This window comes from Streptomyces aurantiogriseus, from assembly GCF_014649375.1.
GTDB classification, from domain to species: Bacteria; Actinomycetota; Actinomycetes; order Streptomycetales; family Streptomycetaceae; genus Streptomyces; species Streptomyces aurantiogriseus.
The window spans coordinates 26,306-40,212 of the sequence record NZ_BMSX01000012.1 but is presented as its reverse complement, the minus strand read 5'-3'; the positions used below and the strand labels follow the sequence as shown (position 1 = coordinate 40,212).

General features: G+C 69.4%; 17 protein-coding genes. 8 read left to right on the top strand and 9 right to left on the bottom strand.

What is annotated here, in order from left to right; translation table 11 throughout:
- Positions 1-68: 68 nt before the first annotated feature.
- Positions 69-1,514: an MFS transporter gene (locus IE263_RS24475; RefSeq protein WP_189939907.1), complete on the top strand. Its 1,446-nt coding sequence runs from the start codon at positions 69-71 to the stop codon at positions 1,512-1,514.
- A gap of 356 nt (positions 1,515-1,870) precedes the next feature.
- On the opposite strand, the gene IE263_RS24470 is transcribed toward IE263_RS24475, so the two are convergent.
- Entirely contained in the window at positions 1,871-2,773 is a 903-nt protein-coding gene (locus IE263_RS24470) for a M56 family metallopeptidase (protein WP_189939906.1), read from the bottom strand.
- A complete protein-coding gene (locus IE263_RS24465) occupies positions 2,770-3,138 on the bottom strand; it encodes a BlaI/MecI/CopY family transcriptional regulator (protein ID WP_189939905.1) in 369 nt (122 codons plus the stop codon). The genes IE263_RS24470 and IE263_RS24465 overlap by 4 nt, the downstream gene beginning before the upstream one ends.
- A 313-nt stretch (positions 3,139-3,451) precedes the next feature.
- On the opposite strand from IE263_RS24465, the gene IE263_RS24460 reads away from it, so the two are divergent.
- From IE263_RS24460 to IE263_RS24450, 3 genes are all read left to right on the top strand, one after another.
- A complete protein-coding gene (locus IE263_RS24460) occupies positions 3,452-3,823 on the top strand; it encodes a DUF6153 family protein (RefSeq protein ID WP_229911154.1) in 372 nt (123 codons plus the stop codon).
- 95 nt (positions 3,824-3,918) lie between these two features.
- Positions 3,919-4,569: a DUF305 domain-containing protein gene (locus tag IE263_RS24455; RefSeq protein ID WP_189939904.1), complete on the top strand. Its 651-nt coding sequence runs from the start codon at positions 3,919-3,921 to the stop codon at positions 4,567-4,569.
- Between the two features lie 158 nt (positions 4,570-4,727).
- The gene (locus IE263_RS24450; RefSeq protein ID WP_189939903.1) at positions 4,728-5,606 is read left to right on the top strand and encodes a F510_1955 family glycosylhydrolase; all 879 of its coding nucleotides are present in this window, start codon (positions 4,728-4,730) and stop codon (positions 5,604-5,606) included.
- A gap of 38 nt (positions 5,607-5,644) precedes the next feature.
- Here IE263_RS24450 and IE263_RS48740 read toward each other — a convergent pair whose 3' ends face one another.
- On the bottom strand, positions 5,645-6,139 hold the full coding sequence (locus tag IE263_RS48740) for a DUF2218 domain-containing protein (protein ID WP_373312076.1): 495 nt from the start codon (positions 6,137-6,139) through the stop codon (positions 5,645-5,647).
- Between the two features lie 223 nt (positions 6,140-6,362).
- A complete protein-coding gene (locus tag IE263_RS24440) occupies positions 6,363-6,974 on the bottom strand; it encodes a class I SAM-dependent methyltransferase (RefSeq protein WP_229911132.1) in 612 nt (203 codons plus the stop codon).
- Positions 6,975-7,103: 129 nt separating this feature from the next.
- Between IE263_RS24440 and IE263_RS24435 the strand changes: the two genes are divergently transcribed.
- Entirely contained in the window at positions 7,104-7,769 is a 666-nt protein-coding gene (locus IE263_RS24435) for a TetR/AcrR family transcriptional regulator (protein ID WP_189939901.1), read from the top strand.
- Here the strand turns inward: IE263_RS24435 and IE263_RS48735 are convergent.
- Complete coding sequence (locus tag IE263_RS48735) at positions 7,651-8,370, bottom strand: helix-turn-helix domain-containing protein (protein WP_308430659.1); 720 nt, start codon at positions 8,368-8,370, stop codon at positions 7,651-7,653. The genes IE263_RS24435 and IE263_RS48735 overlap by 119 nt on opposite strands.
- Before the next feature lie 105 nt (positions 8,371-8,475).
- Positions 8,476-8,616, bottom strand: coding sequence for a hypothetical protein (locus IE263_RS48730; RefSeq protein ID WP_229911131.1), 141 nt, complete (start codon positions 8,614-8,616; stop codon positions 8,476-8,478).
- Positions 8,617-8,671: 55 nt separating this feature from the next.
- Between IE263_RS48730 and IE263_RS24425 the strand changes: the two genes are divergently transcribed.
- A complete protein-coding gene (locus tag IE263_RS24425) occupies positions 8,672-9,244 on the top strand; it encodes a class I SAM-dependent methyltransferase (RefSeq protein ID WP_189939900.1) in 573 nt (190 codons plus the stop codon).
- Between the two features lie 74 nt (positions 9,245-9,318).
- Here the strand turns inward: IE263_RS24425 and IE263_RS24420 are convergent, their stop codons facing one another.
- Positions 9,319-9,891, bottom strand: coding sequence for a hypothetical protein (locus IE263_RS24420; RefSeq protein WP_189939899.1), 573 nt, complete (start codon positions 9,889-9,891; stop codon positions 9,319-9,321).
- A 417-nt stretch (positions 9,892-10,308) separates the two neighbouring features.
- Positions 10,309-10,722, bottom strand: coding sequence for a hypothetical protein (locus IE263_RS24415; protein ID WP_189939898.1), 414 nt, complete (start codon positions 10,720-10,722; stop codon positions 10,309-10,311).
- A gap of 261 nt (positions 10,723-10,983) precedes the next feature.
- Between IE263_RS24415 and IE263_RS50085 the strand changes: the two genes are divergently transcribed.
- Together IE263_RS50085 and IE263_RS24410 are read left to right on the top strand one after the other, a co-directional pair.
- On the top strand, positions 10,984-11,415 hold the full coding sequence (locus IE263_RS50085; protein ID WP_373312066.1) for a DUF6153 family protein: 432 nt from the start codon (positions 10,984-10,986) through the stop codon (positions 11,413-11,415).
- 94 nt (positions 11,416-11,509) lie between these two features.
- Positions 11,510-13,150 (top strand): multicopper oxidase family protein, encoded by a 1,641-nt coding sequence (locus IE263_RS24410; RefSeq protein ID WP_189939897.1) that lies wholly within the window; start codon positions 11,510-11,512, stop codon positions 13,148-13,150.
- Positions 13,151-13,181: 31 nt separating this feature from the next.
- Here the strand turns inward: IE263_RS24410 and IE263_RS24405 are convergent, their stop codons facing one another.
- The gene (locus tag IE263_RS24405) at positions 13,182-13,832 is read right to left on the bottom strand and encodes a TetR/AcrR family transcriptional regulator (protein ID WP_189939896.1); all 651 of its coding nucleotides are present in this window, start codon (positions 13,830-13,832) and stop codon (positions 13,182-13,184) included.
- Positions 13,833-13,907: the final 75 nt, after the last annotated feature.

The window sequence follows — 13,907 nt, the reverse complement described above, 5'->3', positions numbered from 1 at the left end:
TAACTTCCCTTTCCGGTACCCCCTGGGGGTATCCAAACCGGACAGACGATCCTGGAAAGGGGAAGGCAATGCCAACCGTCAGTCCCAGGCGCTGGTGGGCACTCGCCGTGCTCGCCACCGCCCAGTTCATGGTGATCATGGACACCTCGATCATCGGGGTAGCACTCCCCGAGATGCAGAAGGACCTCGGCTTCTCGCAGGGCGAGCTGCAGTGGGTCTTCAACGCCTACGTCATCGCCTTCGGCGGCCTGCTGCTCCTCGGCGGTCGCCTCTCCGACCTGCTCGGCGCCCGCCGGGTCTTCACCGCCGGCTGGACCGTGCTGATCGGCGGATCGATCATCGCGGCGGCCGCGCAGACCGCGTGGGTGGAGGTCGTCGGCCGCGCGGTACAGGGCGTCGGCGGCGCGCTCATCGCCCCGGCCGCGATGACCCTGCTGATGACCCTGTTCGCGCACGACCCGAGGGAACTCGGCAAGGCCATGGCCCTCTACGGCGCCGCAGCCCCTGCCGGCGGTACCGCGGGCGTCTTCCTCGGCGGTGTCTTCACCGAGTGGCTCAGCTGGCCGTGGGTGTTCGTCATCTACGTCCCGATCGGCGTCGCCACGCTCGCCGCCACCGGGCTTCTGCCGGCGGTTGCCCCACGCCGCGGCGCCATCGACGTCCTGGGCGCCGCCGCAGTCACTGCGGGCCTGGCGCTCGCCGTCTTCGCCGTCGTACGCGCCCCGGAGATCGGCTGGGGATCCACGCAGACGGTACTGGAACTCCTGGGCGCCGCAACCCTGCTGGCCCTCTTCTTCGTCATCCAGCGGACCGTGCGTCAGCCGCTGATGCCGCTGGGCATCTGGCGCGTGCCGCGGCTCGGCTCGGCCAACCTGGCGATGGCGCTGCTGGGGGCCGCATGGATCCCGATGTGGTACTTCCTCAACCTGTACCTGCAGCAGGTCCTCGGCTACGGGGCGTTCGCCTCGGGTGCCGCGCTGCTGCCGATGACGGTGCTGCTCATGGTCTTCATGACCGCGATCACCGCTCGGCTGCTGGCCAGGTTCGGCGCCAAGCCGCTGATCGGCGGCGGGCTGCTGGTCCTCGCGCTGGGTCTGGTGTGGCTGTCGGCCGTGGAACCGAGCGGCTCCTTCGTCGTCGACGTACTGCCCGCCTCACTGGTCGCGGCGCTCGGCATGTCGCTCGCGTACATCCCGGCAATGATGGCGGCGATGTCCGGCGCTCCGCAGGAACAGGCGGGCCTGGCCTCCGGCATCGTGAACACGACCTACCAGATCGGCTCGGCCCTCGGCCTGGCCGCACTCACCGCCCTGGCCACCTCGCAGGGCGCGGGCCGGCTCGGAGACCTGCCGGCCCTGACCGAAGGCTTCAGCGCGGCGTTCACCGCAGCCGCGGTCATCGCCGCGGTCGGTGGCCTCATCACACTCCTGATGATGCGCACCGAGAAGTCCGCTGCGACCGCCCACCAGGAGCAGTCCGAGCGGACGGAGCCGAGCGAGCAGGTCGGGGTCTGACCGTGGGCTGCCGATCCGAGACAAGGCGATGTCAGGGCCGACGGTCCGCCGGATCCGTACAGGAGTCCGGCGGACCGTCGGCGTATACCGACACATCAGCGACTCCAGCAGGCCGGCGGGAGAGAGGCCAACCCGTGTGCACGCCATCACAGCAAGGCACTCTTCGGCGAGTGCTCGAACATCCGGTGGTGAAGATGACGGCCGCTGCACTGCTCCAGGCACTGGCGACCCATCTCAGTCGGAGGGCCGGCGACAACTCGCCCACTGCTGGTGCCTGCGCCCACCCATCCAGCCCTTCGTAGAACTGATCGTCGGGAGACGTGCGGGAACGTCGCCGTTATGGAGCAGTGGCGGGATCAGTGCCCGCACGCCACCAGCAGTGGCAGCAGCGGCGCCGCGACGGTCGCCGCGACCACCCCCAGCCGGGTAGCGCGATGCGGCCGGGGCTGCGGGGTGAGCACGCGCCGGAGACGAATCAGGGCACCGGTCCCGCCGGCGCCCAGGGCCACAGGCGGGACCCGACCCGCCGCCACTTCATACATCGCGCTTGCGAGCACCTCCCGCCGATGGGACCGCAGGGCGTGGTCATCCGCGATCATCTCCACCAGCAGCGCCGTCTGTTCCTTGGCGTGGCGGCCCAGCGGCAGACCGGGGAAGGCCCGGGAGAACGCTTCCGCCAGCAAGTGGAGTACGTGGTGCCTGCCGTCGATGTGCGCGCGCTCGTGCTCCAGAACGGCCCGCAACTGCTCCTCGGACAGGACGTCCAGCGCACCTTGCGTAATGACGACTCGACAGCGACGGCCGGGCAGGCAGTAGACGGCCGGGGCCGTGTGGTCGACGACGGTGGCGTCATATTCGGGTGCCGGCTCACCGACGAGGACGAGCAGGTCGAGGTGGCGCTGCCGCGCCCGGCGCGCCTGCCAGGCGCAGCGCACGAGCCAGCCGAGGGGCAGCACCGCGACCGCGGCGGGGGCGGTGAGCGCCAGGACCGTGTCGGATGCGGTTCCTGTGCCCGGAGCACCGACGATGAGGCCGCAGGCACTGATCAGCCCGACGAGGCCGTCGTGCGCGTGCTCCTCGGAAAGGAGCAGGTGGTAGACCGCGAGGACGGTGGCGACGACGAACGTGACCATAAGGCCCTGCCAGGCGAGGACCGCAAGCACCGGGGCGCGGTGGGCCCACTTCGCCCGGGACAGCAGGGACGGCACCAGGGCACCCGCCACAACGGCGTATCCGGCAAGGACCGCAGCTGTGCTCATGCTTCGCTCCGCCTCTTGACCACTCGGAGGGCCGAGCGTAGAGCGTCGGTCTCCTCGGGCGTCATCTGTTCCAGGAAACTGACCAGGGTTCCGGCCGGGTCCGGGTTGCCGCCGAGGGCCTGCCGCATCAGTGCCGCCGTGTACTGCTGACGCGTACAGGTGGGCTCATACACCCAGGCTCTTCCCTCCTTGTGCCGCTTGAGCATGCCCTTGTTGTGGAGGATGTCGGCCACGGTCTTGACGGTGCTGTAGGCGAGGGGCCGCTGCTTGTTGATGTCCGTCAGCACATCGCGCGCGCTCGCCGGACGCCCCCAGGCCCACAAGCGGTGCATGATCTCCGCCTCCAGCTCACCCAGCTGACGCACGACCGCTCCCCTCACCCATGGAGGCGACACCCCTCCGGCACCAGTGAACGCTCATCGTAAGTGGGTGGCGGTTGACGTCCGACGGAGTCACAGCGAATCCAGCCGGTGGTGACCTTCAACACCAATCAGCTTAGTAGATCAGCAGAATCAGGGCCCTCCGGCGGCAGGGGCGCATCCCTTGGGTACTGTCGGATGAGCAGATTCAGAACGGCCAGTGACGGAGTCCCTTGTGAAGGCGAGGCGGTACGTACGCGCAGGAGGCGCCCTTGGGCACCTGCTGCTCGTCGTCGTGCTCGCCCTCGGTGTCTTCGCAATGCACAGCTTGGGACATCCCAGCGAGTCGACGCACTCCGCCATGAGCACCGCCTCCCACTCGACCGTTACGGACGCGCCTACTTCGGGCCACGACCCGATGAGCGCTCCCGTCGACAGCGTTGTGGGCGATCACGCCATGGATACGGCGGACTCGCCGTCTTCGCACGAGCCCGTCATGGCCATGGACATGCTTTCTCTTTGTGTGGCGGTCCTGTTCGGCGCATGGGTGCTCACCGCACTCGTCAGGTCGGCGCTCGCCCGTCGCCAGGAGTGGCCGGCAGAGCTTCTGGCCAAGGTGGCCGCCGCTGCACGGCCCAATCCCCCGCCACGCCCGCCCGATCTCACCCGTTTGTCAGTTCTGCGGCTGTAGGCCGAACCACTCTCGCGGGCGCGCACCACGCGCGAACCCGCGGCTTCGCCTGCGCACAAACAGCCAAAGAATCAACACCACGAGGTGAATCGACCATGACTGCCTTCACGCGTGCCCTGCACCGCAAGCCCGTCCGCCGCGCCGCCGCCGTAGGCGTCGTCACGGCCGGCGCTCTGTTCCTCTCCGCCTGCGGCGACAACGGCGACGACATGAGTGGCATGGACCACGGCAGCAGCAACAGCTCCGCGTCCGCGTCGGCGTCCGCCGAGGCCGGTTCCACGGACTTCAACGACGCGGACGTCACCTTCGCGCAGATGATGATCCCGCACCACGAGCAGGCCCTGGAGATGGCCAAGCTCGCCGACGGCCGAGCCTCGGACTCCGAGGTCAAGGACATCGCGGCAAAGATCGAGCAGGCCCAGGACCCCGAGATCAAGACGATGCAGGGCTGGCTGAAGTCCTGGAACAAGCCGACCGCCGCGGAATCCGGACACGGTATGGACCACGGCAGCGGCGACGGCATGATGTCCGACGCGGACATGGAGCACCTCAAGGGCATGAAGGGTGCCGAGTTCGACAAGATGTTCGCCGACATGATGATCGAGCACCACAACGGCGCGATCAGCATGGCCAAGGACGAGCAGAAGAACGGCAAGAACGCCGACGCCGTGAAGATGGCGGGCGACATCGTCGAGGGCCAGTCCGCCGAGGTCAAGCAGCTGCAGAGCATCCTCGACCGGCTCTGAGCACCGCCTCGCGAGCCGCCCGTTCGGCTCCCGTCACCCCGTCGGCCGGCCGTGTTCCGCAGCGTTCGCGCTGCGGAACACGGCCGGCCACCCCGCCCCCCTCATCACGCCCGGTCGCTCTCCCCCAGTGCGCCACACGCCCTTCCCTCCGAGGAGCCATGAACCAGCGCCTTGCCGCCGCGGCAGCCACCGCGGTCGCTCTCAGCCTCGCCCTGACCGCCTGCTCCGGCAGCGGCGACGACACGGATACCTCCGCGGCCGACTCCGAATCCGGCGTCACCGTGAGCCACATCCACGGCCTCGGCCTGGATCCGTCCGACCAACGCCTGTACGTCGCCACGCACGAAGGCATCTACACCCCTGACGCCCAAGGCCGACCCACACTCGTGGGCGGCAACAAGGACGACTACATGGGCTTCACCGTAGCCGGGAGCAAGACCTTCTTCGCCAGCGGACACCCCAGCGCCGACGGTGAGGGCCCCGGCAACAAAGGGCTGATCAAGAGCACCGACGCCGGCAAGAGCTGGAAGTTCCTGTCCCTCTCGGGAGAGTCCGACTTCCACTCCCTGGAGTACGTCCACGACACCGTCTACGGGTACGACTCCACCAACGCGCGACTGCGCACCAGTAAGAACGGCACCACCTGGAAGGACGGAGCGGCGCTCGAAGCACTCGACATCGCGGTCAGTCCTCAGGACCCCGACCTCGTCCTCGCCACCACGGCCGGCGGTGTGGTTCGCAGTACGGACGGCGGCAAGACGTTCACCGCGGGCGAGAAGCCGGTGATGGCCTTCCTCTCCTGGTCCGCGAAGGAGGCGCTGTACGGCATCGACACCACGGGTGGACTGCACCGCAGTGCCGACGGCGGAGCCACTTGGAAAAAGCCGGCAACGGTGCCGGGCGGTCAGCCCCAGGCGCTCACGGCCATCGGCGCCGAGCACGTCCTGGCCGCCACGCAGAACGGGGTGTACGAGTCGAAGGACGGCGGAAGCACCTTCACCAAGCGCATCGACGTGGAGGCGAGTGGCGGGCACTGAGCCAAGCGCGTCCACCGATCCCTGGTGCCGCAGCGTGCTCAGCGCCCCTTCGAGGCCCGTCCGCGACGGATAGCGATCCCACCCAGGAGCGCAACCTTCAGCAAAACGACCGCCAGGAGGCCGCCGGCGGCCCAGCCGGTCCACCGCCCATTCGACAGGAGGACACCGCCGAGCCCCAGATGTACGGCGAGGACGACTGCGACGACAGCCACGACGCCCACGACCTTGAGGTGACCGCGACGCGGCACGGCATCCCCTGGCGGCACCTGGGCGTCGCCGACGGCGGCTGCGGGAGAAAGCCGGGGAGAGTCGGTTGCTTGCCAGTTCACCTGCAGTCCGTCACGTCGGCCGAACCTCCCGACGTGCCCGGCGACAAGGTCCTGCAGCCGCCTGAGGTCGTCAGCTGCGGCTGCTTCGACATGCAGTATCAACGCCCCGGGGGTGGCCCGCAGGGTGATCTGACCCCAGGGAAGGGCGACTTTTCCCTCGGTGTCGGACCATTCGACCTGCGCCTGCTCCGCCACAGCCCGCATGTCATGGAGCGCCTGACCATCACCGCCCGGATGGCCGTGGAGCCGGCGGCCGAGGTGGCGGCCCTTGTTGGAGAAGTGCTTGCAGAGCTGGACGAGATACCGGCTGGGCCGCTCGGTCCCGACGCGGGCTTCGGCTGTTGGCATGACGTTCCTCTATGGGTTGGCCCCGCGGGGCGCGCTTCCGGTGCGGTCCGTGCGGATGCCGGTGCACTGGACAGGTGTGTCAAGTACGGGTGAGAGCAACCAGCCACGCCCGAATGCCGTCCGGGTCATTGGTGATCTCGATCGTGGACGGTTCGATGGAGTCGAGCCGCCACCCATCAGCGATGGCGGCTTCGATCTCCGCCCGCGTCAGCTTGTGCACCGGCCCCCACTCGCCCTGCTGCCGGTCGCTGAACCCGAGCATGAAGTAGCGGCCGCCCGGCGACGTCGTGGACCGCAGGCCGTTGACGTAGGCGGCGCGGTCGTCGCCGTCGAAGATGTGGAAGAGCCTGCAGTCCAGCACGGTATCGAAGGACTCGCCGAGTTCGCCGAGCCGTCGGGCGTCGTGCCGCAGAAACCGCACCGCACAACCTCTGGCGCGGGCCTTGTCCTCGGCCGTGCGCAGGGCGTTCGCGGCGAGATCCACGCCTGTCGCGTCCAGGCCGAGTTCCGCCGCCATGATCGCGTGCTCCCCCGTGCCGCAGCCGACGTCCAGGACCCTGCCTCGGAGGGCACCGGCTTGGCCGAGGGCCGCGAACGCCCGCTGAGGTCGGCCGATGTCCCACGGCGGCCTGGTGATGTACAAGTCTTCGGGCCTGCGCGGGGCGGTGGCGCCGGATTGCGGATGGTGCATCGAGCCGGCCATACCGCTCTCCCGTCTGTCCTGATCGCCCGGTGTCCCCGAGCAACCCCAGCTTTATCGAGACACAATGTCTCTGTCAATCCAATGTGTCACGACAGCGCCGGACCGTATGCTGGGACCGTGCCCAAGCTCTGGAACGAGACGATCGACGCGCACCGCGCCGCCGTACGGGACGCAGTCCTGCAAACCACCGCGACGCTGGTCGCCGAGCACGGGTTGACGTCGGTGACGATGTCGCGGATCGCCAAGGACTCCGGGATCGGCCGGGCGACGCTGTACAAGTACTTCCCGGACGTCGACGCGATCCTCCTCGCCTGGCATGAGCGGCAGATCGGCCACCACCTCGACCACTTGGCCGAGGTCCGGGACCGGGCCGAAGGTGCCGGTGAGCGCCTGGAAGCAGTACTTCGGGCGTTCGCGCTCATCTCCCGCACGTCCCGGCAGCACCACGACGGCGACCTCGCGGCGTTTCTGCACCGAGACCGCCAGGTCGCCCAGGCGCAGCAGAGGCTCCACGGCATGGTCGAGGAGCTGCTGGCCGACGGCGCCCAAGCCGGCGTCGTACGCGACGACATCGCGCCCGGCGAACTCGCGAGCTACTGCCTGCACGCCCTCACCGCGGCCGGCGACCTGCCGTCCGAGGCCGCCGTGCATCGGCTGGTGACGCTCACCTTGACCGGGGTGCGACGCAGTGCCGTCGACGCGTCGGAAGGCCCCCTGGGCACCGACGGCATCGCGCATCCGGTGCACCACCACGGGCACCACTCCGCCCATGGACCGCACTAGGCATTGTCTTCGCACGGGGAGCTGCCCCTGAGCGAGCCGAGCCCGCAGCCCCGCCCCGGAACGATCCTGACCTGCCCCAGGAGCCGACCGGGAAGTACTGCCTCGGCGTGACCCCCACCAGCCGGTGGAAGGCCGCCGTGAAGGAGCTGGCCGTGGCATAGCCAATCCGGTCGGCCACGGCCTCGATCGGCAGGCCCGCCGCCAGGTACGGCATCGCGGCCTGCATCCGCAGCCGTTCGCGCCACTGGCCGAAGGCGAGGCCCGTCTCGGCGACGAAGAGGCGGGCCAGGGTGCGGGCGCTCGCGCCGACCTCGGTTCCCCAGGCCGCCAGTGTCCGGCCGTCGGCAGGGTTGGCGCTTAGCCGCTCGGCCACCGCCCGGGCCCGGGCATCGCGGGGTGCAGGCACGGAGACACTGGTCACCGGCACGGGGTGCAGTTCGTCGAGCAGGACGGCCTCGGCGCGGTTGCGGGCGTCGGCGGCCAGATCGGTGCGGACCAGGTGGTCGATGAGGGCGCGCAGCAGCGGCGTGACCGCCAGCACGGTCGGCTCCCGCCAGTCGATGTGCGGGCAGCACGCCGGGGCGACGTAGGCGCTGCGCATGACGGCGTCGCCCTCCGACTCCGTGGCATGCGGAAGGCCGGCGGGGATCCACAAGGCCAGCGAGGGGGGCAACAGCCACACCCCCTGGTCGCTGCGGACGCGCAGCTACCCCTTCGGCGACCAGGCGAGTTGGTGCAGAGGGTGCCAGTGCGCGCAGTACACGGTGCCGCGCGGCATGGTGAAGTCGCCGACGACGATGCCCGCGGTGGAGTACGGGCCGTACCGCTGCTGTCCGTTCCGCGACATGAGTCGGCAGCCTGGCGCGTGGTGGACAGCGCACCGCCCGCCCAGCGTCGGCCCTATGCCGATGAACCGAGCCCACCGCAAGCTCTGCAGCTCCGAGAAGTGGGCACAGACCACGAAGGACCACATCCTGCCCTGGGCGTTGGAACACGTGGACCTCGGCGAGGACGTCCTGGAGATCGGCCCCGGCTACGGCGCCAACCTCCGCGTCCTCGTGGAGCGTGTGCCCCGCCTGACGGCCGCGGAGATCGACCGGGACACCGTCCACCTGCTCCAGGACCAGTGGGGCGAGTGCGCTCGCATTCTCCACGCGGACGGCGCCGAACTGCCGCTGCCCGACGCGTCGTTCGACTCGGTCGTCTGCTTCACGATGCTCCACCACGTGCCCACGGCCGCCCATCAGGACCGCATCTTCGCCGAGGCCCACCGCGTACCGCGCCCCGGCGGCACCTTCGCCGGCAGCGACAGCCAGCCAGGCTTCCGCTTCCGGCTACTCCACTTCAGGAACACCATGAACACCCTGGACCCGGCCGGACTGCCGGCCCGCCTGAAGAAGGCCGGCTTCACGGACGTGGCCGTCGACCTGCACCCGGCAAGCGGCGGCCTGCGCTTCCGCGGCCGACGGGGCTAGGGGCTGTCAGCGGATCATGGCCGGAAGGTCACATGAACCGCCGGACAGAACCCAGCTTCTGCCGCGGCCGGGCTTCAGTGACCGTGTCCGTCGTCGGCGTGGGCGGCATCCTCGGCCTCGGTGGGCCCTGCGGTCCGCTCAGGGTCCTTGGAGGCCGGTGTCCCACTGTCCGTCTTGGCGTCGTGAGCCTGATCCGCCTCCTCAGGCGTCCCTGCCTCCCCGGTGGTCTCCTCGCCGTGACTGTGCCCACCGCCGCCCGACTCGGCGGCCATCCCGTCAGCGATGCCGCGCAGGCCGACGAGGGCCAGGGCCGCGGTGATCAGGACCAGCACGCCTGCCGGGCCAACGATGCTGCGCCAGCGGGCGGGTTCGTGCCGTAGCACGTAAGCGACCCATGACAGGGCGAGCCCGAAGGGGATCAGCATAGCGGCGCGTTCGGGAAAGTCCTCGAAGTGCTGAAGTCCGCCGCTGAGCATGCCGATGCCGAACGACAAGGCAAGAGAAGCCGTCACGATGCCCAGGACCCTGGTGGCACCAGGGCGCCGCTTGGTGAGGACGAACTCGTTGAGGACGGTGGCGAAGAGGAAGACCGCCGCGCCGGCGACAGCGATGAGGGTGTAGCGGGCGGGATCCAGCGGATGGTGCACGATGGCGCCACTTATGAGTCCGGCTCCGACAAACGTGGCGGCGTAGCCGATGTAGTTGCCGAGCAGAGGCGTGCGCTTCTGCGCACGACGGCGGCCCCGTCGCCGCTCCGCGCGACCTCCCGGGGAGGGGCTCGGCTCTGTTTCCGGTCCGGCGGAGTCTCGCGTGTGGACGGGCTGGCGAGAAGCCGTGCCGTAGCGCTCTTGTGCGTGTGGAGCACGTCTCGGCGCGGGTACGGCGGTGCGGTTGTCGAGGTGGTGCTGGGACAAGGAGGACGCCTTTCAGCGTGGACCGGCATGCGGGTGCACGGGTCGGCCCGTGGAGCGTGGACGGTGAACGGGAGATGGGTGCACCGGGCCGAGAAGGCTCGGTCCACCTTCGCGGCACACCCCCTGGGTGCGCGCGAGGTCACCGTCGGCCTAAATCCGCAGCACCGACAGCTGCGCCAGTGCCGGACCTCCGCCGGGGTCCTGGACCGCATTGGCCGTGAATACACCGAGGCCCATGGCGCCGCTCGACACGGCAGTGCAGGGCGGCGGCGCCAGCCCTGACCCACCCGGGATCAGCGCGAAGCAGTCTGACGCCGTCGCCCCCTCGGCATGCGCGCGGTGCGGCGGCTCCTGCGGCTCAACACTCGCGTGGGCGGCGGAGGGGGCGTGCGGAGCGTGGGCTTCCTCGGCAGTGACGGCATGCGCCTCGTGGGAGTGTGCGGCCATGACGGGCGCCGACACGCCTCCGTGGGCTCCGGCATGGCTCAGTGTGTGCAGCACACCGACGCCGAGCAGCAACAGGGCCAACAGCACAAGACGCACGGCGACGCCGCTCGCCTTCATACCGCCGCCCACAGGCCCGCCCCTACCGTTTTGCCCGATGCCTGTATCAGGCGCTGATGGTTGTCCTTGGTCGTCTCACCCTACCCATGCCGCCCTCGGCCGGAGGGCCGGGCCAGCTCAGCCAACCTCGTCTCGGCCGCGAACGAGAGCAGCACAGCGTTCGATTCGAAGGTGGGCAGCTCGAGCTCCGAGCAGGACGCAGATACCCGTACGGGGTATAGTGAGCCGTCCCCGCTCTCAGGAAGTACGGACGCTCGCGTGATGACGGTACGAGTGTTGCCTTGGCCCCGGACCGGCGGCGCTGCGCGCTGGATACGCGGCCTGCTCGTCGCGCTGTGCGCCGTGCTCGCGGTACTCCTGCACCACGAGCTGCCCGACGCGCCGATCACCTCAGAGCCGGCAGCCACAGCGCACGCCATGTCGGGATCTGCCTCGGTTCCTGCCGCCCACTCCCACACGGGCTCACGAGGAACCGGCGTTTCGGCGAACGACTCCGGCAGCGCCGACTGCCCTTCCATGGGTATGCAGCTCTGCACCGCCGTCGGCGTCAACGCCGTACAGCTCACCGCACCGTCCGAGTCACCCGCCTCGACCTTCCCGACTCAGATCGCGGCTCTCGCGGGCGTGGACATCGCACAATCCGTGAATCGTGCGCCACCCGATCTGTCTGTCCTCTCTCAACTGCGCATATAGGCCGCGCCCCACGGCTTCCCGCGTCCCCGCGACGCCGGCGAGCCGTGTCCGGGCCACCCCCAACGCCTATCGCGTATCGAGAAGAGGACCTTTCGTGAACAGCATCAATCGTCGTTCCGTCCTGCTCGCCGGACTGGGAGCGGCAGGTACCGGCCTGCTCGCCGCCTGCAGCAACGACGCGTCCACCAGCCCCTCCCTCCTCAGCCCTTCCGGTTCTCAGGTCGCCCGCACGGAGAAGAAGCGGAGCAGTACGGGCCGGGTGCACCGCCTCAACCTGACCGCCGCGCCCGCCACACTCGACCTGGGCGGCGGCACCATGGTCAAGTCCTGGGCCTTCAGCGGCCAGGCTCCCGGCAAGGAGATCCGGATCTCCTCTGGCGACACCCTCGCCGCCGAACTGTCCAACCAGCTGCCCGACAGGACCACGACGTCCATCCACTGGCATGGCATCGCGCTGCGAAGCGACATGGACGGCGTACCGCCGGTCACCCAGAGCGCCGTGCGAGCCGGGTCCAACTTCACGTACCGCTTCATCGCCGACGCGCCCGGGACGTACTTCTTCCACCCGCACGTCGGCGTCCAGCTCGACCGCGGCCTGTACGCGCCGCTGATCGTCGAGGACCCCAAGGAGCCGCTGTCGTACGACGACGAGTGGGTCGTCGTCCTCGACGACTGGCTCGACGGTGTGACCGGCACGCCCGACGAAGCCTTCGCCGAACTCAGGCAGGGCATGGGCGGCATGGACATGGGCGATTCCGGCGACGCATCCACTCCCTCCGACTCAGCCGACTCGTCCGGTCATGACATGGGGCACATGGGCGGGATGGACATGAGCGGCTCCGGCATGGACGCGACGACGGCCTCGCCGTCCGCGTCCTCCGGGGATGGCATGTCGATGAGGTTCATGCTCATGGGCGCCACCAGCGAGCTGCTCGGCGGCGACGCCGGAGACGTGAAGTACCCGTACCACCTGATCAACGGGCGAGTGCCGAACGAGCCGGCCGTCTACACCGGCAAGCCCGGCAAGCGCGTCCGCCTGCGGATCATCAATGCGGGCGGCGACACCGCCTACCGGGTGGCGCTCGGCGGCCACACGCTGACCATCACCCACACCGACGGCTTCCCCGTCGAACACCGGCAGGTCGACGCGCTACTGGTCGGCATGGGCGAGCGATACGACGTCCTGGTCACCCTCGGCGACGGCGTCTTCCCGCTCATCGCGCTCGCCGAGGGCAAGGACACCAGCGGCATGGCCCTGATGCGCACCGGATCGGGAAGCGCGCCGAAGCCGACCGTACGACCGGCCGAACTCGACGGCCTGATCGTGACCGCTTCTCAGCTGCGCGCTGCCGACGACGTACGGCTGGACGCGAAGAAGGCGGACCGGGTCCACCGCATCGAACTGACCGGCACCATGGCCAAGTACGACTGGGCCGTCAACGGCAAGCGGTACGACATGGCCAACCCGACCGCGAACCCGCTGCTCGTCGAGGAGGGCCAGCGTGTCCGCCTCGACTTCGTCAACAGCAGCGACATGTGGCACCCGATGCACCTGCACGGCCACACCTACCAGGTCGGCAGCACCGGCCCCCGCAAGGACACCACCATCGTGCTGCCCAAGAAGAAGGTGTCCGTCATCTTCGACGCGGACAACCCAGGCCAGTGGATGCTGCACTGCCACAACGCCTACCACGGCGAGGCCGGGATGATGGCGCTCGTGGCCTACGGGGCCTGAGCCTCCGCATCGCGGTTCGGGGCGGGACTTCTCAGCAGTCCCGCCCCGGCCCGTAGTGCCCGAGAAACATGTCCACTCCGCTGACAATGAGGCGGTCCGTGAGGCTGTCCTCGATGTGGGTGCCGTAGGTGCTGAAGACCATGTGGGGGAAGACCACCAGCGCGTAGAGCTGGATGATCGCGGCCTCCAGGTCGGGGATGACCAGGCGGCCCTGGTCCGCGAGCGCGCGCAGGGCGCCTGCGACGGCCGGGTGGTGACCCTCCGGACCATGGCCGTGCCAGGCCCGTCCGAGTTCGGGGAAGCGGTGCTGCTCGGCGGCGACCAGGTTGCGCAGGGCGATGACGTCCTTGTTCGTCCTGACGGCGTCCACCCAGGTGCGGGCGGCGTCGATCAGGGCCCCGCGCAGGTCCTCGGCCTCGGGCAGTCCTTCGAGCGCCGCTGAGGAGGCGTGGCCGAGAGGCTCGTCGAGCGCGCTCGTGATGACTGCGGTGAACAGCGCTTCCTTGCTGCCGAAGTGGTTGTACACCGTCACCTTGGACACGCCCGCCTCCGCGGCGATGGCGTCCATCCCCACGCCGAAGCCGTCGCGCAAGAAGAGCTCACGCGCTGCTCGGACGATGGCCTGGCGTTTCAGTTCGGCGCGGGGGCCGCTGGGGGGCTGTTTGCCGCTGTCCACGCTCATGGGCCGATCTTAGCAATTGACTGAACTGAACAGTTGAGTTCATATGTACTGAGCCGTACAGTTCAGTTGCGGGCG

What these genes read in the sequence shown, in the direction of transcription:
- IE263_RS50085 (WP_373312066.1), top strand. Translation starts at nt 10,984, where the DNA reads ATGACGGTACGAGTGTTGCCTTGGCCCCGGACCGGCGGCGCTGCGCGC.
- IE263_RS24425 (WP_189939900.1), top strand. Translation starts at nt 8,672, where the DNA reads ATGCCGATGAACCGAGCCCACCGCAAGCTCTGCAGCTCCGAGAAGTGG.
- IE263_RS24405 (WP_189939896.1), bottom strand. Translation starts at nt 13,832, where the DNA reads ATGAGCGTGGACAGCGGCAAACAGCCCCCCAGCGGCCCCCGCGCCGAA.
- IE263_RS24470 (WP_189939906.1), bottom strand. Translation starts at nt 2,773, where the DNA reads ATGAGCACAGCTGCGGTCCTTGCCGGATACGCCGTTGTGGCGGGTGCC.
- IE263_RS24460 (WP_229911154.1), top strand. Translation starts at nt 3,452, where the DNA reads ATGCACAGCTTGGGACATCCCAGCGAGTCGACGCACTCCGCCATGAGC.
- IE263_RS48740 (WP_373312076.1), bottom strand. Translation starts at nt 6,139, where the DNA reads ATGCGGGCTGTGGCGGAGCAGGCGCAGGTCGAATGGTCCGACACCGAG.
- IE263_RS24475 (WP_189939907.1), top strand. Translation starts at nt 69, where the DNA reads ATGCCAACCGTCAGTCCCAGGCGCTGGTGGGCACTCGCCGTGCTCGCC.
- IE263_RS24455 (WP_189939904.1), top strand. Translation starts at nt 3,919, where the DNA reads ATGACTGCCTTCACGCGTGCCCTGCACCGCAAGCCCGTCCGCCGCGCC.
- IE263_RS24450 (WP_189939903.1), top strand. Translation starts at nt 4,728, where the DNA reads ATGAACCAGCGCCTTGCCGCCGCGGCAGCCACCGCGGTCGCTCTCAGC.
- IE263_RS48735 (WP_308430659.1), bottom strand. Translation starts at nt 8,370, where the DNA reads ATGCGCAGCGCCTACGTCGCCCCGGCGTGCTGCCCGCACATCGACTGG.
- IE263_RS24415 (WP_189939898.1), bottom strand. Translation starts at nt 10,722, where the DNA reads ATGAAGGCGAGCGGCGTCGCCGTGCGTCTTGTGCTGTTGGCCCTGTTG.
- IE263_RS24440 (WP_229911132.1), bottom strand. Translation starts at nt 6,974, where the DNA reads ATGCACCATCCGCAATCCGGCGCCACCGCCCCGCGCAGGCCCGAAGAC.
- IE263_RS48730 (WP_229911131.1), bottom strand. Translation starts at nt 8,616, where the DNA reads ATGTCGCGGAACGGACAGCAGCGGTACGGCCCGTACTCCACCGCGGGC.